The organism is Streptomyces chartreusis (assembly GCF_008704715.1).
GTDB classification, from domain to species: domain Bacteria; phylum Actinomycetota; class Actinomycetes; order Streptomycetales; family Streptomycetaceae; genus Streptomyces; species Streptomyces chartreusis.
In genome coordinates, this window is sequence record NZ_CP023689.1 from 3,420,743 (window position 1) to 3,439,970 (window position 19,228).

The window sequence follows — 19,228 nt, forward strand, 5'->3', positions numbered from 1 at the left end:
TCCAAGGCCTCCCCGCAGTACTGACGGCACCGGATCGGGTAGAAGGTTGGCTGCTGTGCATCGAATGACCTCCAGCCTGCGCGAGTGCTCGCTCGACGACACGCTGGCAAAGGCACGGGCGGTGGCCCCGCGACTGGGAATCACCCGGGTCACCGACACCACCTGGCTCGACCGGGTCGGAATCCCGGTGTACGCGAGCATCCGGCCCTCGGCCCAGCGCGGCTCGCTCTGCGTGAACGCAGGGAAAGGGCTCCGGCCGCGGGAGGCTCAGGTCGGGGCCTACATGGAGGCGATCGAGTTCGCCGCGGCCGAATTCGCCCCCGAGAAATGGGACATAAGGCTTCTGTCTCCGCGGGAGATCGCCGCGCAGGACGGCGCGCTCTTCGACTTCGTCGACCTCTGCCCCATTCTGGGCCGCAAGGCGATGGCGAGCGACAAGCTGCCCTGTGTCGCGGCGCGAGACATGGAAACAGGGATTCCGGTATTCGTGCCGGCGGAGTTGGTCTTCTCGCCGTTCCACTGGCCCGACGGGCAGCGCCTGTTCGGCAGCAGCACGAACGGACTGAGCTCGGGAAACAGCACACTCGAAGCCACGGTCCACGGTCTCGCGGAACTCCTGGAGCGCGATGTCCATGCGTTCCACCTCATCCGGGACACTTCCCTGCCGGTGCGAATCGAGAGCGTTTCGGGGCATGTCGCCGATCTCGTCGGACGGGTGCGCGGTGCGGGTCTCGACGTCGCCCTGCGGACGACACCGAACGCTTTCGGACTTCCGTTCTTCCAGGCGTATCTGCTGGAGCCGGAGGACACCGCACCCGTGGCCATCTCGTTCGGCGCCGGCCTCCATGTGAACCGCGACATCGCCGCCGTACGGGCCATTTCCGAGGCCGCGCAGTCACGGCTCTCCCATATCCACGGCGGGCGCGACGACATCATCGACCGCCACGACTACTTCGACCGGGCCGCGCGGGACGCCGAGCTCCGGGCGACCGCCGAACTGCGCCGGAAGGTGTGCGACCCCGCCGGCGCGCTCACCATGGCGGAGATACCCGACCACAGCCACGACATCGGCTCGCTGCACGCCGCGCTGGAGCTGCTGCGCGCCCGTACCGAATCGGCAGGCGTACGGCAGGTGCTGACGGTGGATCTGACGCCCGTGCCGGACGTCGAGCTGCGGGTCGTACGCGTCATCGCGCCGGGCCTCGAGTCCTTCCAGCCCGCCCTGCAACGCGTCGGACGGCGGCTCGCGGCCCACGCTACGCGTGACAGCCGGACGGAGGCGGCCCTGTCGTGACGCACGTCCATCTCTTCGTCGGCCCTTCCGCGCACGGGCTGCGGACCCCTCTTCCGCAGGACGTCCGCGTCCACCCGCCGGCCCGCCGCACCTCCGTCGACCGGCTCGTCGCCGAGTACGCCGATCATGCCGAGCACGCCGAGCCCGGTGTGATCCTGCTGGCGGACGGCACCTTCCACAGCTATCCCTCCGTCGGCCACCGGGAACTGCGCAACGCCCTGGAACTCGGTTGGCGGGTGTGGGGCCTGTGCTCCATGGGCGCGATCCGGGCCGCCGAGATGCGCACGCTCGGCATGCGCGGCTACGGCGCGGTGTTCCAGCGGTTCGTCGACGACCCGGAGTTCGCCGACGACGAAGTGGCGCTGGTGCACGGACTGGAGCCGCCGTTCCGGGCGGTCTCGGAACCACTGGTCCACATCCGGGCCTACCTCACGCATCTGGCGCGGACCGAGGTCCTCCCCCGCACCCGACTCGACAAGGTTCTGGACGACTTCAGGAACCGCTGGTACGGCGAGCGCACCCTGCCGGCGCTGGCGCGGAGCCTGGAAGAGCTGGGTCACCGGGAGGCCCGTGGCGACATGAGGGAGTTCGACCGCTTCCGGCTCAAGACCCACGACCTCGAAGCCTTCCTGGCCGAACGGCCCTGGACCGCTGCGGAAGGAGAGACACAGAAGTGAATCCCCGGGAATTCCTCGCCGAGATCGGGGGCGTGCCGTTCGTCGACGCCGCCTTCAGGCCGAAGGCGCTGCTGACCGCCGTGGCCCTGGTACGGCGCAGCGCCGACCCCGAGGCCCACTCGTCGCTCGCGGCCTACCTCGACCCGGAGAACGCCAAGCGGATCTTCGACCGGCACGCGGTGTCCAAGGTCGAGGACGTGGCCTGGGACGAACTCCCGACGGCCGAGGCGGCGTCCGTGGACGGCGCCTCGCAGCTGGTCGTGGGGGCGATGCCGGACTGGCGGCCCCTGTTCGCGATGCCGAAGCGGTACCGGCGCATGGCGACCAGCACGAGCAGCACCTCCGTCCTCGTACCGCAGACGATCTACCTGGGCCCCGGTGCGTTCCGGGACGAGGAGACGCTGCGGGAGACCCTGATCCACGAACACGCCCATATCTGGCTGAACTTCATCGCCGAGGTCTACGACCTCCAGGTCCCCGGGGCGCCGAACGACTACGTCCTGCCGTCCGGCACCGACGGCAAGACGTACCGCGGCGTCATGTTCGCGGCGCACTTCGCGGCGGCCGCGGCCTGGGCCCTCTCTCGGCGACGGGCGGCCGGCGAGGGCGGGGTGGATGAGAGGCTCCAGTACCTCACGCGCTATCTCGAAGGCTGCCTGGTCGAGATGGACCGGCGCCCGCACGGCAGCTCGACCGGCGACCTGGTCAAGGACGCGCTGGCGCAAAGGCTCGACGAACTGCTCAAGGAGCCGGCCCACCCGGCGGAAACTCGGTGACGGACTTGCTCGCTGATCCACAGGCCGGCCCGACGGGCCGGTCACGGAGTGGAGTCCGGGACTTCGCGCTCCTCCAGATCGCCGCGCTGTGCGGGACCGTCGCGACCCGCTGCGTGGAGATCGCGCTGGCCTGGTGGGTGCTGGCGGAGACGGGGAACGACGCCCTGCTGGGTGCTCTGCTCGCGCTCGCCATCGGCGCGGACGTCCTGTCGCGCGGGACCCTGGCCTGGCTCGGGGACCGGTTCGCGCCCCGTACGGTCGTGCTGTGCTGCTTCGTCGGATCGGCGCTGGTCAGCGGGCTGCTGACCTGGCTGGCGTTCTCCGGCGTCTACCAGTTGTGGGCCGTCGTGCTGGGCATCGCGATGCTCGGTGTCAGTCTCGGTGTGCGCGAACCGCTCCTCATGTCGATGATCCGCTCCATGGTGCAGACGTCGTCGGTGGCCAGTGCCGTCCGCATCCGCAGCACGGTGATGTCGTTCTCCTCGTTCGCCGGGCCGATCGCGGCGGGTGCGCTGATCGGCCCGCTCGGTCATGCGGCGGTGCTCGGCACGGCATGCGCCGTCGTGGCCGTGTCCGCGCTCATGGTCGTCCTCCTGCCCACCCCGGCCGACGAGCACCGGACGGGGCAGCAGCCGCAACGGGGCCTCGCCGCCTGGGCGTCCGGGACCCGCGACGGCTTCCGTTCCATCCGCCGTGTCCCGCCGGAGTGGCGGCTGGCGATGCTGACCATGGTCGTCAACTTCGCCCTGTATCCCGTCTTCGCGGTGATCGTGCCGGTGCTGGTGGCCCAGCGCTACCCCCAGCAGACCTGGGTGCTGAGCGTCGTCGAATCGGCCTTCGCCGTGGGCCTGTTCGTGGGCAGTGCCGCCCTGGTCGGGCTCAGCGACCGGCTGTTCGGCCGCCGCCGCACGGTACTGGCCGGCTTCGCGGTCCTCGGCGCGGGCTTCGTGGGGACGGGGCTGGTGGCCATGGCGGTGGGGTTCGGCGACGCGCTCGTGTTCACCGCCGCGAGTGCGCTGCTCCTGGCGCTGTCCGGCGCCGGTCTGTGCATGATCACCACCAACACCGGGACCGTACGGCTGCTGGCGACGCCGTCCTCGCACCGCAACCGGATGGTCGCCACGTCGTCCTTCCTGTCCGGGATCGTGATGCCGCTCGGCTCGCTGAGCAGCGGCTTCATCTCCCGTACGGCCAGTGAACTGTGGGCGCTCATCGCCCTCGGCGCACTGATCTGCGTCTGCGCGCTCGTCGCGGCGCGCGACCGGGTGCTCACGACGTTCCTCGACCTGCCGGACGAGCAGCTCGACGACATCTATCTGCGGAAGTTCCCGCACGCCTTCGGTGGCGAGCCGCACGAAACGGAGACAGCCCGGCGATGAAGGAGTCGACTCTCACCCGCGTACGGTGTCCCAAGGACGACTGCGCTCCGGCCACCCTGTCCCTCGACGCCTGGGACACCGCGACCCTCGGTACCGGCGAGAAGGACGTCGTCGAGGGCCTCGTCCCCTGCGAGTCCTGCGGCACCGTCTACCCGGTCGTCGCCGGCGTGCTGATCCTGGTCGACGACCTCGCGCCCTATCTCAAGGACCACCTCGGGGTGATGGTGAACCTCCCCGAGCACCGGCCCACCCCCGACATGGAGCGCTGGCTGACCGCCCGCGCCCCCGGCACCGTCGACGCCCGGCACGTCCACCGCAGCATGAAGCTCGAAGACCGTTACGTGAACGCGTTCCTGGGCTCCCACTACGACCGGCACGCCGTCGACGGGGCCACCGACGAACTCGTCGCGACCCTGCTGGCCGCGAGCGCCCCTCGCGACCTCTGGGCCACCGCGACCACCCTGTTCGACCGGGTGCGGCCCGCGAGCGCGCTCGACGTCGGCAGCAGCGTGGGCGGCCTCTCCGCGCTGCTGTCGCAGCGCGGATGCCGCACGCTCGGCATCGACACGTCGTTCCTGTCGGTACTGGCCGCACGTCGCGCCCTCCTCTCCGCACCGAGCGGGCTGGCGAGCTACCGCGCCTACAGCGAGGGCGATCTGCACGACGAGCGCCCACTGATGATCGGGGCCGACCCCCGGCATGCGGACTTCGTCGTCGGATCCGGCCTGAACCGCACGACCGGCGGCCCGTCGGACCTCACCTGCGCGGTCAACCTCATCGACCTGGTGCCGGACCCGGCCCGGCTCCTCGACATGCTCACCGCCCAGACCTCGGCGGACGGCGGCCATGTGCTGATCACCTCACCCTACGGCTGGTCCGGCGTCGCCAAGGAGCGCCGGCTCGGCGGTGCCGCGGACGAGAGCTCCGCCTCCGCGCTGCGCCGGGCGGCAGGTGAGCGAGGGCTGAAGGTGGTCTGGGAGGACGACCGCGTGCCGTGGCTCTGGCGGGACTACTCCCGCTTCTGGCGGCTGTACTTCGTGGACGTCGTGCTGTTCGCACGAACCTGACCGTACAACCGCCGATTCCATGGCGAACCGGACCTATGCGACAGCCGGTCGCGCTCAAGGTTCCATGCATTGGCGGTGATTGTCTTCACGTGCCGAGCGGTGGCCGGAGATCGTCGCGGTCCCGTAGGTTCTGGCATGTCCACCCCTGGTGCCGAACTGTGCCCGGGTGGCGTACGGGGGAAGCTGAGCAGCACTCGGATCCCGTCCCGGCCTGCGGCCGTGACGGTTTTCGCCGTGCTCCGCGAGAGCGGGCGAGTGGGATCACCTCACCCGGCGGCCGGCCCCCGCCGGACTGCACGTCGATCCCTTGGAGAACGCCCGCTTGAACTCGGCCCCGGTACGCGCGAATTCCCGCCTGCTCGGCAAGGCTTCCCTCCGGCTGGTCCCGTTCGTCTGGACCATCGCCCTCGGTCTGTGGGGTCTGTCCCGGCAGCACAGCGTGTGGCGTGACGAGGCCGCCACCTGGCAGGTCGCACAGCGGTCCACCGGGGACATCTGGCAGATGCTCGCGCAGGTCGACGCGGTGCACGGCCTCTACTACCTGCTGATGCACGCCGTCTTCGAGTGCTTCGGCCCCGGCACCACCGCGCTGCGCCTGCCCTCCGTCCTGGCCATGGCGGTCGCGGCGGTCTGCGTGGCCGAGATCGGCCGCCGGCTGGCGGGGATCCGGGCGGGCCTCGCGGCCGGGCTGGCGCTCGGACTGCTGCCGGCCGTGCAGTTCCATCTCCAGGAAGGACGCCCGTACGCGCTGGTCGCGGCGGGCGCCGGGATCTCGACGCTGCTGCTGGTGACCGTCCTCCAGGGACGCGGCCGTGCCGTGCACTGGCTCGGGTACGCCGGGACGGTCGCGGTGTGCGGGCTGCTGAACTGGCTGTCGCTGCTGATCCTGCCCGCGCACCTGGCGACCCTGGTGTGGACGCGGGCCCGGCGGCGGACGTGGACGGGCTGGGCGGTGGCGTCGGCGCCGGCCGTCGCCGCGGTGCTGCCGCTGATCCTGTTCAGCCGGCGCCAGTCCGAACAGGTCTCCTGGATCCCCCCGTTGACCTGGCACATGCTGATCGGCCCGGCGGTCCTGCTGGCGATCGGCGGTCTCGGGTCCCTGCTGGACCGGCCGCACACCGGGCGGCTGTCGGTCGCGGCCGTCGGGCTGCCGCTGCTGGCGGTGCCGCAACTCGGCCTGCTCGGGCTCTCCCTGGTCCGGCCGCTCTTCCTGGACCGCTACATCCTGTTCAGCATGCTGGGCCTGGCCCTGCTGATCGGCACCGCGCTGGGCTCGGCGACCCGGGCGGCCGGGCCCCGCCATCCGCGCACCTCCGCGTGGCTCGTGCCGGTCGTGGTCGCCGTCGCGTTCGTGGCGCTGCTGCCGCAGTCGCTGGCCAAGCGCTCCCCCGACAGCAGGGTGGACGACGTCCTGGCCGTCGCGACGGACGTACGGCGGCTGAAGGAGACCGGCGACGCGGTGGTCTTCGTACCGGCGGCCCGGCGCGACACCGCCCTGGTCTCCCCCGAGGCCTTCGCAGGGCTGCGGGACGTGGCGCTCGTGCGCGGCCCGGTGGCGTCGGGGACGCTGAAGGGCGAGGAGGCGGATCCCGCGCGCATCCGGGCCGCGATGCTGGCCCAGCGGCGGATCCTGCTGGTCACCGACGTGCCCGCGGTGGCACGGGCGGTGACGGCGGAGCGCGACAAGGCGAAGACCGCCGTACTGAAGAAGCATTTCAAGGTCGTCGCGGACGTACAGGTCCGGGGCCGGCGGGTGACGGTGTACGAGCGGATCGGGCCGCCGGAGAACACCTGAGCGGGTTCTACGATCACTCCATGAGCATCCGCTGGACCTACGCGTTCATCGACCGCCCCGCCGCGGACCTCGGCCGGGCCCAGGAGTTCTGGACCGCCGTGACGGACACCGAGCTGTCCGAACTCCGCGGTGATCAGGGCGAGTTCGCGACCCTGCTGCCCGGTGGCGGGGCGGACCCCTGCCTGAAGGTGCAGGGGGTCGACTCGGGTCCGGGCGGCGCGCATCTCGACTTCGCCGTGGACGACGTACCGGGTTTCGTGAAGTCGGCGCTCGCACAGGGCGCCGCTCTTGTCGCCGACCACGGGGACTGGGCCGTACTGCGGTCCCCCGCCGGGCAGTTGTTCTGCGCGGTGCCCTGGTACGGGGAGTCGGTACGGCCGCCCGTGGTGCGCGGCAGCCGGCTCGACCAGGTCTGTCTGGACGTACCGCCGTCCGCCCACGGAACCGAAGTCGCCTTCTGGAGCGGCCTGTTGTCCGACTGGGCGTCGGCACCCGGTTCCCGCCCCGAGTTCCACGTACTGCGGCCACCGGCCGGACTCCCGATCCGCATCCTGCTCCAACGCCTCGACGAGGACCGAACGGCCTCCGCCCACCTGGACCTGGCCTGCACGGACATCCCGACCACCCGCACCCGCCACGAGGAACTGGGCGCCACCTTCATCACCCAGGGCCCCCACTGGACGGTGATGCACGACCCGACGGGCACCACGTACTGCCTGACGGCCCGCGACCCGAAGACGGGCGGACTGCCCCGCGCCGGCGCGTCCTAGCGGGGCCGAGCGGCTGCCCGCTCCGTCACTTCCACTCCTCCACGTCCACCACCGCCGTCACCGGAATCGGTCCGTACACGTGCGGGAACTCATCGCCGCCGGGCTTCGGTGCCTCGTATCGCAGTGGTGCCTCCAGTCGGGCCGGGTCGACGACCAGCACGACGAGGTCGTCGGGGCCGTCGTAGGAGCCGTACAGGAAGGCGGCGACGGACGGGAGTTGGGCGCGGGTGGAGCAGTGGATGAAGCCCTCTTCCTTCAGGGTGCGGCCGCGGGTCGACATCTCGTACGTGCCGCGCTCGCGGGCCGCCTCCCACAGGGAGCGTTCGGTGATGTGCAGGATGTGGGTGTCTTCGGGCATGGCGTGAGGTTACGGCCTCAGCCGTGCCGCCCGCGCGTGCAGATAGCGCTGTTCGGGCAGGCTCAGCGTCTTCGCGGCCGCGGCCTCGTAGGCGGCGCGCGCCTCGTCATGGGCGCCGGCCCGCTCCAGCAGATGCCCGCGGACCGCGTCCAGGCGGTGCCCGGCACCCAGCTCGTCCTCCAGCGACGCCAGTTCGGCCAGCCCGGCACGCGGTCCGCGGGCCATGGCGACGGCGACCGCGCGGTTGAGGCGCTCGACGGGCCCGGGGACGATGCGCACCAGGACGTCGTAGAGACCGAGGATCTCCTCCCAGTCGGTCTCCTGCGCGGACGGCGCCTCGTCGTGCACGGCGGCGATGGCGGCACGGAGCTGGTACGGGCCGGCGGGCCCCCGGGTCAGGGCCCGCGTGACCAGGTCGACGCCCTCGTCGATCGCGGCCTTGTCCCAGCGCTCGCGGTCCTGTTCGTCGAGCGGGACGAGTTCGCCGTAGGGGCCGGTGCGTGCCTCGCGGCGGGCGTCGGTGAGCAGCATCAGGGCGAGCAGACCGGCCACCTCGCCGTGGTCGGGCAGCAGCCGGTGCACCTCGCGTGCCAGCCGGATCGCCTCACCGGCGAGCTCGCGCCGCGTCAGGCTCGTGCCCGAGGTGGCCGTGTAGCCCTCGTTGAAGATCAGGTACAGCGTCTGGAGGACCGCGGGCAGCCGGTTCTCCCAGTTGTCGGGGCGCCCGAAGCGCACCCCGCGGACCTTCTGCTTGGCCCGGCTGATGCGCTGGGCCATCGTCGCCTCGGGCACCAGATACGCGCGGGCGATCTCCGCCGTGGTCAGACCGCCGACCGCGCGGAGGGTGAGGGCGATCTGCGCGGGCGGGGTCAGGTCGGGATGGCAGCTCAGGAAGAGCAGGGTCAGGGTGTCGTCCTCGCGGGGAGCGCGGTCCGCCCCGGGCGGCGGGGCCGTGAAGGCGTCCCGCGGGGCGAGCGCCGCGACCTTCTCCTCCCGGGCCCGGCGCGCCTCCTCCGCACGCAGGGCATCGGTCAGCCGACGGGAACCGACCCTGATCAGCCAGCCGCGCGGATTGTCCGGCACACCTGTGCGCGGCCACTGCTCGGCCGCCGCGAGCATGGCTTCCTGTACGGCGTCCTCGGCGAAGTCGAAGTGGCCGTACCGGCGCACCAGCGCGCCGAGGACCTGCGGCGCGTGCCGGCGCAGCAGGTCCTCGGTCTCGGGTGTGACGCTCATGTACGGCTCGGTGTGCGACTTGTCGTACGGCTCAGTCGATGTCAGCCGGGGCCTCGCCGATGGGCCGGATCACCACCGGGTACACGGGGGCCCCGGCGGGCTGGGGGCACTGCAGGACGCGCTCGGCGATCTCGGTGACCCGCTCCAGACTCGCGCAGTCCAGCACCCAGTAACCGGCCATCAGCTCCTTGGTCTCGCTGTACGGTCCGTCGGTGATCACCGACTTGCCGTCGTCGCCCAGGGTGACGTGCCGCGTCTTCGCGGGCTCGACCAGTCCCTGTGCGTCGATCATCTCGCCGCTCTCGGCGAGGTCGTCGTTGATGGCGCCCATATGGGCGAACATCGCCTGGATGTCCTCCTGGCTCCAGGCCACGGACCCCTCGGATCCCTTGCCCTGCATCGCTTCGTAGTCCGCCTGCGTGCCCTGCACCATGACCAGGTACTTCATCAGTCCGCTCCTTCGCTTGCGTCGGCTCGGGCCACCCTCGGGGGCGGCTCTCACAGGGGACGTCGGAGCCGGGCCGGGATTCTCGACATGGGGTTCAGGAATTTTTCGCGGCGGCCGTTCCGGGCTGCTCGGGCTCCTCGTCGGGCCCGGGCCGCTCCTCGTGCTCGGCGGCGCCTTCGTCGACGTAGGTGGCGCACTCGGGATTCCGGCACGGGCCGCCCACCCAGGTGGGGACCCAGGCGCCCAGTGTCTTGTGGCGCTTGACGACCGTGTCGACGGGCTGTCCGCAGTCGGGACAGACGTGCTCTTGGCTGCCCATGTCCTCAGAGTAGGGCGGGTCAGGGCTCAGCGCTTCCTGCTGTACGTACGAACCACGGCGCCGTTGCCGAACGCGCGCACCTCCTCGTGGACGAACTCCGTGACGGCGAAGTCCGAGCCGAACATCGGCATGCCGCTGCCGTACACGACGGGGTAGGTCTTGATGACGAGTTCGTCGATCTCGTCGAACAGCACGCCGGCGAGCTGCGAGCCGCCGCACAGGTAGATGCCCAACTCGCCGTCCTCCGCCTTCAGCTCGCGGACCTTGCCGACCACGTCGTCGGCGACGATCTCGACCTGCGGGTCGGGCGACTCGGTCAGGGTGCGCGAGGCGACGTACTGGCGCAGATGGGCGTAGGGGCTGGTGACGCCCTCCTTCAAGGCCAGGTCGTAGCTGCTGCGGCCCTGGATGACCGTGTCGAACCGCCGGTTGGGCAGGTCGTCGAAGCCGAGGGCGCGCCGGCCGGGGGTCGACACGGTCTCCGGGTGGTCGGTCTTGAGGAACTCAAGGAACTCCTCGTCGACGAAGCGGTACATCGATGTGGCATCGCCGCCCGGGTCCCCGATGAAGCCGTCGATCGAGCAGGCGATGAAGTAGGTGAGCTTTCGCAAGCCGGTCTCTTTTCGTAGGGTGTCGCACAACCACTTCGGTTGTAGTGCTTCAGTTGTAGTACTTCGCTTGTAGTGGTTGCAAGTGCTTTTCCTGGAACGGCTGGAAGTGAGAGAGGGGATTCCGAATGGCGGGCAATCCGGAACGCCGGGCCGCCCTCGTCGACGCGGGTGTCGAGGTGCTCGCTCGTCAGGGGGCGCGCGGGCTGACGTTCCGCGCGGTGGACGCCGAGGCGGGGGTGCCGGTCGGCACCGCCTCCAACTACTTCACCGGGCGCGACGACCTGCTCCGGCAGATCGACACCCGGCTGCATGTGAGGCTCGCGCCCGACCCGGACGTGATCGCCGGGCTGCTGGCCCGGCCCAAGGACCGCTCCCTGGTCACCGCCTTCATGCACGACCTGATGGCACGCGCGACCCGCGACCGCACGGGCTATCTGGCCATGCTGGAGATGCGCCTCGAGGCCTCCCGCCACCCCGAGCTGCGCTCCTCCTTCACCAAGTCGGTGCGCGGCGACCTCGACGAGGCCATCGAGTTCCATCGCGGCGCCGGGCTGCCCGGCGGCGACGAGGTCGTCACCGTCCTGTACCTCGCGATGCTCGGACTGCTCCTGGAGCATCTGACCCTGCCGGACGTGCTGGAGGGCGTACTGCCGGGAGTGGGCGTACCGGACGGGCTGGTGGAGCGGATCGCGGAGACGATCGTGCCGGAGAAGTAGCCGCGGGTACGGCAGGTTTCGCGGCGATGGCCGGTCAGCTCCGCGGGCTCACCGGTGGTGGTGGGTCAGCCCTGCGGCTCGCGCCACATCGGCCACATCTGCGGGCCGTCCGGGAGGTCGAGGGGGCTGCCCTTGAGGGCGAAGCCGAGCCGCTCGTACAGGTGCCTGCTGCGGGCGCTGCTCGCCTCCAGGTAGGCGGCCACGCCCTCCTGGTCGCAGCGGTCGAGGACGGACGTGATGAGCGCGGTGCCGAGCCCCTCGCCCTGCCGCTCGGGCGCGGTGCCGATCATCCACAGGTACTCGTGGGCCTCGCCCTCCGGGTGGATGGCGGCCGTCAGCCGGCCTATCTGCTCGACGCGCTCGTTGGCCGGATCGACGGCCTCACGCAGCTGGACCGGGCCTTCGTCGTCCTGCCCGTGCGCCTCGGCGGGCACGGACATCCACAGCGCGCACGCCGTGCCGTCCTCGGTGACGTCTATCCGGCCGTGGGCGAGCACGATGTCGGTGAAGGCCGCCATCAGCCTGGGGTGCGTGGTGCGGCGGTGCTCGTCGCCCGGGAACACCCAGCCGCTGACCGGGTCGTCCTGGAAGGCCGCGTCCAGCAGCCGTACGACCAGCTCCCGGTCCTCCTCGCCCGCCGACCGGATCGCGACGCCCATGATGTGTACCCGCCCCTTCGTCTCAACCGGCCTTGATCGTAGGGCGAACGGTGGGAACAAGGCGTCCGGGGCGGCATTTTGACGAGATCCGGCCGTCACGGCGAGATCCGGCCGCGCTTCGGTACGAAAGAACGGGCCCCGCACACCGTGGGGATGTGCGGGACCCGCCGGTCCGAAGCCGCCGGACGGCCGTACGGGGTCAGGAACCGTACGGCCCCGGTGCTCCGGAGTCGCTACGACCGCCGGCTTCCGCGCCCTTGACGAGCACGGTCGTCGACCGCCGCGGTGTCACGGGGTACGGCCGTCGCCCGCCGTTTCGCACAGTAACGGCAGGCGGCCGCCGCAGCCCTCAGTTGCTGCGTCGTGTCACGAACTCGGCCAGGGCCAGCAGCCCTCCCGCGTCCTCCGGGTCCGGCACCGCGCGGGCCAGCTCCTGCATGGCGCGGGCCATCCGGTCGGCGGCCTGGGCCTGCGCCCAGTCACGGCCACCCGCCCGCTCCACGGCGAGCGCCGTGCGCTGCAGGTCCTCCTTGTCGTACGGCAGCTCGTACAGCTCGGCGAGCTCCGCCGCGGCCGGACCGCCGGAGGTCAGCGCGGCGACCACCGGCAGGGATTTCTTGCGGGCGGCGAGATCCGCACCGGCCGGCTTGCCGGTGTGGCTCGGGTCGCCCCATATACCGATCACGTCGTCGATGAGCTGGAAGGCGAGCCCGGCCTCACGGCCGAACGCGTCCAGCGCCGCCACGTCCTCCGGTGCCGCGCCCGCGTACAGCCCGCCGACGGCACAGGCGCACCCCAGCAGCGCACCGGTCTTGGCCTCGGCCATGGCGAGCACCTCTTCGAGGCCCACCTCGGCCGGGCCGCGCCGCTCCAGCGCCGTGTCGGCGTGCTGTCCGGCGCACAGCTCGACGACACAGTCCGCGAGCCGGGCCGCCGCGGCGGCGGACGCCGGGTGCGGATCCTCGGCGAGCAGCCGCAGGGCCAGCGCCTGGAGGGCGTCCCCGGCGAGGATGGCGTCGGCCTGGCCGAACACGGCCCAGGCGGTGGGCCGGTGCCTGCGGGTGGCGTCCTGGTCCATCACGTCGTCGTGCAGCAGCGTGAAGTTGTGCACCAGCTCCACCGCGACCGCCACCGGCACGGCCGCCGCCCGCGCACCCGGTCCGCCGAGCGCTGCGGCCGCCGTGAGGACGAGGGCGGGACGGATCGCCTTGCCCGCGTTGCCCGCCGCGGGGCTGCCGTCCGGTTGCATCCAGCCGAAGTGGTAGAGCGCGATCCGGCGCATGGACGGCGGCAACGACTCGATGGCGGAGCGCAGTTCGGGATCGACCGCGGCCCGCGCCCGCTCCAGGATCACCGCCGCCTCGGGACCGTCGAGCAGACCCGGTGTGCCGTCCCCGTCGGTCGCGATGGGCCCCCGCCTCTCGAGCGTCTCGGTGGACGGCCGCGCCCCGGCGGGGCGTTGCTGCGTCTCCGTCATGAACTCACCCATGGCATCGCCTCGGAGAGTCGGCGGACAGTGGCACTTCCGCTACGGCTGGGCGCCTACCCCGAGGGTCTACCCACGCCGGGGATACGGGACACGGCGCCGTTCCGACCAGTGTTCGGGCGGGTCGGCGCCGGGCGGGAATGGTCACCGCCAGCGCCCGATCTCGACGTTCTCCAGCACACCGAGGGCGTCCGGTACCAGGACCGCGGCCGAGTAGTACGCCGTGACCAGGTACTTGATGATGGCCTGTTCGTTGATGCCCATGAAGCGGCACGACAGGCTCGGCTCGATCTCGTCCGGGATGCCGGACTGCTGGAGGCCGATGACGCCCTGCTCCGACTCACCCGTGCGCATGGCGATGATCGAGGTCGTACGGGCGTCGGTGACCGGGATCTTGTTGCACGGGAAGATCGGCACACCGCGCCAGGTGGGGATGCGGTTGCCGGCCATCTCGATGGTCTCGGGCACCAGTCCGCGCTTGTTGAGCTCACGCCCGAAGGCGGAGATCGCGCGCGGGTGGGCGAGGAACAGCTTGGTGCCGCGGCGCCGGCACAACAGCTCGTCCATGTCGTCGGGGCTGGGCACACCGTCGTGCGGCTGGAGCCGCTGGTCGTACTCGCAGTTGTTGAGCAGCCCGAACTCACGGTTGTTGATGAGCTCGTGCTCCTGGCGCTCCTTCAGGGCCTCCACGGTCAGCCGGAGCTGCTGCTCGGTCTGGTTCATCGGCTGGTTGTAGAGGTCGGCCACGCGCGAGTGGATGCGCAGCACGGTCTGGGCGACGCTCAGTTCGTACTCACGCGGCCTGGCCTCGTAGTCGACGAAGGTGTGCGGGATGTCGGGCTCGCCGCTGTGGCCGGCCGCGAGGTCGATCTCCCGCTCGCCGTACTTGTTGGTCCGCTGCTCCGGGATCGCCCGGAGCTGTTCGAGGTGCTCTCGCAGCGAGTCGGCGCGCTCCGCGACCCGTTCGACGTCCTGGCGGGGCAGCACCAGCACCGTGCAGGCGGTGACCGCGCGGACGGAGTACTCCCAGATGGCGTCGCCGTCGAGGAGTGCGTGATCGCCGAGGTAGGCGCCGTCGGCGAGGACTCCGAGGGACTCGTCCTCCCCGTAGGGGCCGGTGCCGAGCTTCTCCACCCTGCCGTGCGCGAGCAGGAGCACCTCGTCGGCCTGGCTGCCGAACGAGGCGATCACGGAACCCGCCGTGAACTCCCGCTGCTGGCAGCGCTGGGCGAGCTCGGAGAGCACCTCCTCGTCCTCGTAGGCCCGCAGCGCCGGCAGTTCGCACAGCTCGGCCGGGATGACATCGACGCGATCGCCGGTCTTGACGAAGGTGACGCGGCCGTCGCCGACTGCGTAGGTCAGACGCCGGTTCACCCGGTACGTGCCGCCCTGGACGTTCACCCAGGGCAGCATGCGCAGCAGCCAGCGGGAACTGATCTCCTGCATCTGCGGCGCGGACTTGGTGGTGGTGGCCAGGTTCCGCGCGGCCGCCGTGCCGAGACTCTGCTGCGGCTTGCCCTGCTCAGTGCGGACCTCTTCGCCTACCGACATAAGGAATTGCCCTCCCGGTCATGCGCCGACGCCGATCTGACGCCACGCATCGCCATGTGCGGCACCGAGCCTTTCATCACGCAGCGTGCCGGTGCTATTACACGAAAGAGCGGGAATGGATCACTGACCACTGGGCAAATAGAGGGACCTTGTCCACTGATGGTCCCTGATGGTCCCGTCTGCAACTGTCCAAAACCGCTCGCACAACGTGCGATACGAGGAGTCCCGTCTGCCCGTTTTCGGTACAGCACGGGTACGAGGCGGCCGCGCACGGCGGCCGACGCACGGCACGAAGGGAGCGGCCATGGCCACACCCATGTCCGCGAGCAGGTTCCTGGAGAGACTTCGTACAGAGGGTGCGACCGTCGTCGAGGTCGGCGACTGGGAGCACCACAACCGCAATCACGTGGGCCCGTGGGGCCCCGTCCACGGCGTGATGATCCACCACACGGTGACCAGGGGCAGCGCACAGACGGTCGAGCTCTGCCGCAACGGCTACGAGGGGCTGCCGGGCCCCCTCTGCCACGGCGTCATCACCAAGGACGGCAGGGTCCACCTGGTCGGCTACGGCCGCGCCAACCACGCCGGTCTCGGCGACGACGACGTGCTGCGCGCGGTCATCGCCGAGACGGCCCTGCCGCCCGACAACGAGGCCAACACCGACGGCAACCGCCACTTCTACGGCTTCGAGTGCGAGAACCTGGGCGACGGGGACGACCCGTGGCCCTCGGTCCAGCTGGAGGCGATCGAGCGTGTCTCGGCGGCCATCTGCCGACATCACGGCTGGACGGAACGTTCGGTGATCGGCCATCTGGAATGGCAGCCCGGGAAGGTGGATCCGCGTGGGTTCACGATGGCCTCCATGCGCGCGCGGATCGGCGAGCGGCTGGGGTAGGGCTTCATCGGCGTGCGTCCGGAGCAGGGTGATCACGGCGTGCGCCCGAAGCAGGGCAAGGGCGGCGTGCGCGCGACAATGAACAGGTGCCCAGCCCCGACACCACGCCCGACCTCACCACCCTCCGCCCCCGGCTCCCCTCTCCCTTGCAGGAGTCGGAGGACGAGCGTTTCACCCGCCGCGGCCTGCGTCTGCTGCTCAAGCGGGACGACCTGATCCATCCGGAGCTGATCGGCAACAAGTGGCGCAAGCTCGCGCCGAACCTCGAAGCCGCCGCCGGCCGCACCGTCCTCACCTTCGGCGGCGCCTACTCCAACCATCTGCGCGCCACCGCCGCCGCGGGCCGCCTTCTGGGTCTGCCCACGGTCGGGGTGGTGCGCGGCCAGGAGCTGGCCGATCGCCCCCTCAATCCGTCACTGGCCCGGTGCGTGGCCGACGGCATGCGGCTGCACTTCATCGACAGATCGACCTACCGCCACAAGTCCGATCCGAGCACCCTGGCCGCCGTACTGCACGCGGCCGGCGCCCAGGACGCGTACGTCGTCCCGGAGGGCGGCAGCAACACCCTTGCGGTGCGGGGGTGCCGGGCGCTCGGCGAGGAGCTGCGCGGGCAGGCCGACGTGGTCGCGGTCGCCTGCGGCACCGGCGGGACACTGGCCGGCCTGGCCGCCGGCCTCGACCCCGGTCAGCGTGCCCTCGGCGTGCCCGTCCTCAAGGGCGGCTTCCTGGAGGACGACGTACGGCGCTTGCAGGCCGAGGCTTTCGGCGGGCCCCGGGGCGACTGGCGGCTGGACGACCGGTTCCACTTCGGCGGTTACGCCCGTACGACTCCCGAACTGGACGCCTTCGCGCGGGACTTCGAACAGCGGCATTCGGTACCCGTCGAGGGTCTCTATGTCGCCAAGTTGCTGTATGGACTCGTCGCGCTCGCCGAGGAGGGCGCCTTCCCGCGCGGGACGGCGATCGCGGCGGTCGTGACCGGATCGCCGTTCCCCGCGTGACCGGCCCTCACTCGGCCTCCCGGTAGGCCGCCGCCTCCTCCAGGTCCAGCCTGCGCAGCATCGTGCGCAGCATCTCGTCGTCGATGTATCGACCGTCGCGCAGCCTCACGAAGACCGCGCGCTCGGCGCCGATCACGTCGCGGGACAGCCTGCGGTAGGTGTCGTCGACGGACTCGCCGGTGACGGGGTTGGCCTGGCCGAGGCGTTCCCAGACGGAGTTGCGGCGGCGCTCCAGGACGGCTCGCAGCCGGTCGGCCAGGGGCTCGGGCAGGGCGTTGCGCTCGTCGGAGAGGAGTTCCTCCAGACGCTGTTCGGCGATACGGGACGCCTGCGCCTGGGCGTTCGCCTCGGCGAGGGTCTCGGCCTGCGAGTCGCGGCCCGGCAGCTTCAGCATGCGGATCAGCGGGGGCAGCGTCACGCCCTGGACCACCAGGGTGCCGATGACGGTCGTGAAGGTCAGGAACAGGATGAGGTTGCGCTCGGGGAACTCCTCGCCGCCGTGCACGGTGAGCGGGATCGAGAAGGCGATCGCCAGCGACACGACCCCTCGCATGCCGGCCCAGGCGATGACGAACGCGCCCCGCCACGTCGGATTCGCCTCACGCTCCCGGATCCGCGCCGACATCATGCGCGGCAGGAACGTCGCCGGATACACCCACACGAACCGCGAGACGACGACCACGAGGAAGACGGCGGTCGCGTACCAGGCGGCACGGGTGCCCTCGTACTCGCCGAGGCCCTTGAGGACCACCGGCAGCTGCAACCCGATCAGCGCGAACACGGCCGACTCCAGTACGAAGGCGACCATCTTCCACACCGCCTCCTCCTGGAGCCGCGTGGCGAAGTCGACCTCCCACGCGCGGTGCCCCAGGTAGAGCGCGACGACCACGACTGCCAGCACTCCGGAGGCGTGCACCTGCTCGGCCGCGGCGTACGCGACGAACGGGATCAGCAGCGAGAGCGTGTTCTGCAGCAGCGCCTCCTTCACATGGGTGCGCAGCCAGTGGATCGGCACCATCAGCACGAGCCCCACGCCGATGCCGCCGAACGCCGCGAGCAGGAACTCCCCGATGCCGCCGGCCCAGGTGGCGCCCTCGCCGACGGCGGCCGCGAGGGCCACCCGGTAGGCGGTGATCGCGGTGGCGTCGTTCACCAGGGACTCGCCCTGGAGGATCGTCGTGATCCGGGACGGCAGCCCCACACGGCGGGCGACCGCGGTCGCGGCGACCGCGTCCGGCGGCGCCACCACCGCGCCCAGCACCAGTGCCGCGGTCAGCGGCAGCTCCGGGATGACGAGATAGACGACCCAGCCGACGGCGAAGGTCGCGAAGAGCACGTATCCGACCGACAGCAGCATCACGGGCCGCAACTGCGCCCGCAGATCGAGATACGAGCTGTCCGTCGCGGCGCTGTGCAGCAGCGGCGGCAGCACCAGCGGCAGCACGATGTGCGGGTCGAGGGTGTACTCGGGCACCCCCGGCACGTACGACACGGCCAGCCCGGCCGCGACCAGCAGCAGCGGCGCCGGCACCGGCGAGCGCCGAGCGGCCGCGGCCACGGCGGCACTCCCCGCCACCAGCAACAGCAGCGGCATCACATCCATACGACTCGCCCACCCTCACCCGCACCGTCACCGGCGCCACCGCGCCGCTGCCCACCACTCAACACGGCACGACACCCGCGCCCGCGCGCGGCCCTGCCGACGCGCCCGTCCATGGTCCTCGCCCGTCCTCGCTCGTCGCCGCCGCCCGCCCGCCCTCGATTTTCCGCGCGGGTGTGCGCGTGGCCGTCGTAACCTGGCAATCATGAAACAGTGCACGCACGCCGACGCGCTGCCGCACCCGGAACCAGGTCCGCTCGGCGAGACCTGTCCCGAGTGCCTGGCGGAGGGCTGGCACCCGGTGCAGCTGCGGCTGTGCCTCACCTGCGGTCACGTCGGCTGCTGCGACTCCTCGCCGGGCCGGCACGCCACGGAGCACCACAAGGAGTCCGGGCACCCGATCATGCGGACCTTCGAGCCCGGCGAGGAATGGCGCTGGTGCTTTGTCGACCACGTACTGGTGTGACACCGACGTACGCTGGACGACTGGGGATCCGGACGGTTCGACCCTCTGACGTCTGGGTACGTCAAACCGGCGCGCGCTCTTCCCAATTGGGCCCGCAGACCCCCTAGCCACGGAGCGTATCCGT

The 19,228-nt window shown here is 71.2% G+C and carries 20 protein-coding genes; 11 read left to right on the forward strand and 9 right to left on the reverse strand.

Going from position 1 to position 19,228, the window contains the following annotated elements:
- Positions 1-64 precede the first annotated feature (64 nt).
- The 7 genes from CP983_RS14330 to CP983_RS14355 all read left to right on the forward strand — a co-directional run bounded on the left by CP983_RS14330 (position 65) and on the right by CP983_RS14355 (position 7,758).
- Positions 65-1,294 carry a YcaO-like family protein gene (locus tag CP983_RS14330; RefSeq protein ID WP_150499811.1) on the forward strand — a complete coding sequence of 410 codons (1,230 nt, stop codon included), beginning with the start codon at positions 65-67 and terminating at the stop codon, positions 1,292-1,294.
- Positions 1,291-1,971, forward strand: coding sequence for a TfuA-like protein (locus tag CP983_RS14335; protein ID WP_107902922.1), 681 nt, complete (start codon positions 1,291-1,293; stop codon positions 1,969-1,971). The genes CP983_RS14330 and CP983_RS14335 overlap by 4 nt, the downstream gene beginning before the upstream one ends.
- Complete coding sequence (locus CP983_RS43960; protein WP_167537704.1) at positions 1,968-2,747, forward strand: aKG-HExxH-type peptide beta-hydroxylase; 780 nt, start codon at positions 1,968-1,970, stop codon at positions 2,745-2,747. Before CP983_RS14335 ends, CP983_RS43960 begins: the two co-directional genes overlap by 4 nt.
- Complete coding sequence (locus CP983_RS14340; protein ID WP_167537705.1) at positions 2,744-4,126, forward strand: MFS transporter; 1,383 nt, start codon at positions 2,744-2,746, stop codon at positions 4,124-4,126. The genes CP983_RS43960 and CP983_RS14340 overlap by 4 nt, the downstream gene beginning before the upstream one ends.
- The gene (locus CP983_RS14345) at positions 4,123-5,193 is read left to right on the forward strand and encodes a methyltransferase domain-containing protein (protein ID WP_150499813.1); all 1,071 of its coding nucleotides are present in this window, start codon (positions 4,123-4,125) and stop codon (positions 5,191-5,193) included. The genes CP983_RS14340 and CP983_RS14345 overlap by 4 nt, the downstream gene beginning before the upstream one ends.
- 355 nt (positions 5,194-5,548) lie before the next feature.
- A complete protein-coding gene (locus CP983_RS14350; protein ID WP_150506590.1) occupies positions 5,549-6,988 on the forward strand; it encodes a glycosyltransferase family 39 protein in 1,440 nt (479 codons plus the stop codon).
- Between the two features lie 20 nt (positions 6,989-7,008).
- Positions 7,009-7,758 (forward strand): VOC family protein, encoded by a 750-nt coding sequence (locus CP983_RS14355; RefSeq protein ID WP_150499814.1) that lies wholly within the window; start codon positions 7,009-7,011, stop codon positions 7,756-7,758.
- Positions 7,759-7,783: 25 nt separating this feature from the next.
- On the opposite strand, the gene CP983_RS44685 is transcribed toward CP983_RS14355, so the two are convergent.
- From CP983_RS44685 to CP983_RS14375, 5 genes are all read right to left on the reverse strand, one after another.
- The gene (locus CP983_RS44685; RefSeq protein ID WP_229914874.1) at positions 7,784-8,116 is read right to left on the reverse strand and encodes a DUF952 domain-containing protein; all 333 of its coding nucleotides are present in this window, start codon (positions 8,114-8,116) and stop codon (positions 7,784-7,786) included.
- 9 nt (positions 8,117-8,125) lie between these two features.
- Complete coding sequence (locus CP983_RS14360) at positions 8,126-9,352, reverse strand: RNA polymerase sigma factor (RefSeq protein WP_229914875.1); 1,227 nt, start codon at positions 9,350-9,352, stop codon at positions 8,126-8,128.
- Positions 9,353-9,383: 31 nt separating this feature from the next.
- A complete protein-coding gene (locus CP983_RS14365) occupies positions 9,384-9,800 on the reverse strand; it encodes a YciI family protein (protein ID WP_150499815.1) in 417 nt (138 codons plus the stop codon).
- Positions 9,801-9,894: 94 nt separating this feature from the next.
- Positions 9,895-10,119, reverse strand: coding sequence for a hypothetical protein (locus CP983_RS14370; protein WP_150499816.1), 225 nt, complete (start codon positions 10,117-10,119; stop codon positions 9,895-9,897).
- Between the two features lie 26 nt (positions 10,120-10,145).
- Positions 10,146-10,730, reverse strand: coding sequence for a dihydrofolate reductase family protein (locus CP983_RS14375; RefSeq protein ID WP_150499817.1), 585 nt, complete (start codon positions 10,728-10,730; stop codon positions 10,146-10,148).
- Between the two features lie 125 nt (positions 10,731-10,855).
- Here CP983_RS14375 and CP983_RS14380 point away from each other — a divergent pair, with 125 nt between their 5' ends.
- The gene (locus CP983_RS14380; RefSeq protein ID WP_125525512.1) at positions 10,856-11,446 is read left to right on the forward strand and encodes a TetR/AcrR family transcriptional regulator; all 591 of its coding nucleotides are present in this window, start codon (positions 10,856-10,858) and stop codon (positions 11,444-11,446) included.
- A 65-nt stretch (positions 11,447-11,511) separates the two neighbouring features.
- On the opposite strand, the gene CP983_RS14385 is transcribed toward CP983_RS14380, so the two are convergent.
- The 3 genes from CP983_RS14385 to CP983_RS14395 form a co-directional block, all read right to left on the reverse strand.
- Complete coding sequence (locus CP983_RS14385) at positions 11,512-12,105, reverse strand: GNAT family N-acetyltransferase (protein ID WP_150499818.1); 594 nt, start codon at positions 12,103-12,105, stop codon at positions 11,512-11,514.
- A gap of 349 nt (positions 12,106-12,454) precedes the next feature.
- Positions 12,455-13,594, reverse strand: a complete 1,140-nt coding sequence (locus CP983_RS14390) for a family 2 encapsulin nanocompartment cargo protein polyprenyl transferase (protein WP_150499819.1) — start codon at positions 13,592-13,594, stop codon at positions 12,455-12,457.
- Positions 13,595-13,735: 141 nt separating this feature from the next.
- Complete coding sequence (locus tag CP983_RS14395; protein WP_150499820.1) at positions 13,736-15,142, reverse strand: family 2B encapsulin nanocompartment shell protein; 1,407 nt, start codon at positions 15,140-15,142, stop codon at positions 13,736-13,738.
- A 304-nt stretch (positions 15,143-15,446) separates the two neighbouring features.
- Here CP983_RS14395 and CP983_RS14400 point away from each other — a divergent pair, with 304 nt between their 5' ends.
- Positions 15,447-16,037 carry an N-acetylmuramoyl-L-alanine amidase gene (locus CP983_RS14400; protein ID WP_176575608.1) on the forward strand — a complete coding sequence of 197 codons (591 nt, stop codon included), beginning with the start codon at positions 15,447-15,449 and terminating at the stop codon, positions 16,035-16,037.
- A gap of 86 nt (positions 16,038-16,123) precedes the next feature.
- On the forward strand, positions 16,124-17,038 hold the full coding sequence (locus CP983_RS14405; RefSeq protein ID WP_150499821.1) for a 1-aminocyclopropane-1-carboxylate deaminase/D-cysteine desulfhydrase: 915 nt from the start codon (positions 16,124-16,126) through the stop codon (positions 17,036-17,038).
- A gap of 7 nt (positions 17,039-17,045) precedes the next feature.
- Here CP983_RS14405 and CP983_RS14410 read toward each other — a convergent pair whose 3' ends face one another.
- Entirely contained in the window at positions 17,046-18,641 is a 1,596-nt protein-coding gene (locus tag CP983_RS14410) for a Na+/H+ antiporter (RefSeq protein WP_107902946.1), read from the reverse strand.
- A gap of 202 nt (positions 18,642-18,843) precedes the next feature.
- Here CP983_RS14410 and CP983_RS14415 point away from each other — a divergent pair, with 202 nt between their 5' ends.
- Positions 18,844-19,104 (forward strand): UBP-type zinc finger domain-containing protein, encoded by a 261-nt coding sequence (locus tag CP983_RS14415; RefSeq protein ID WP_030949271.1) that lies wholly within the window; start codon positions 18,844-18,846, stop codon positions 19,102-19,104.
- Positions 19,105-19,228: the final 124 nt, after the last annotated feature.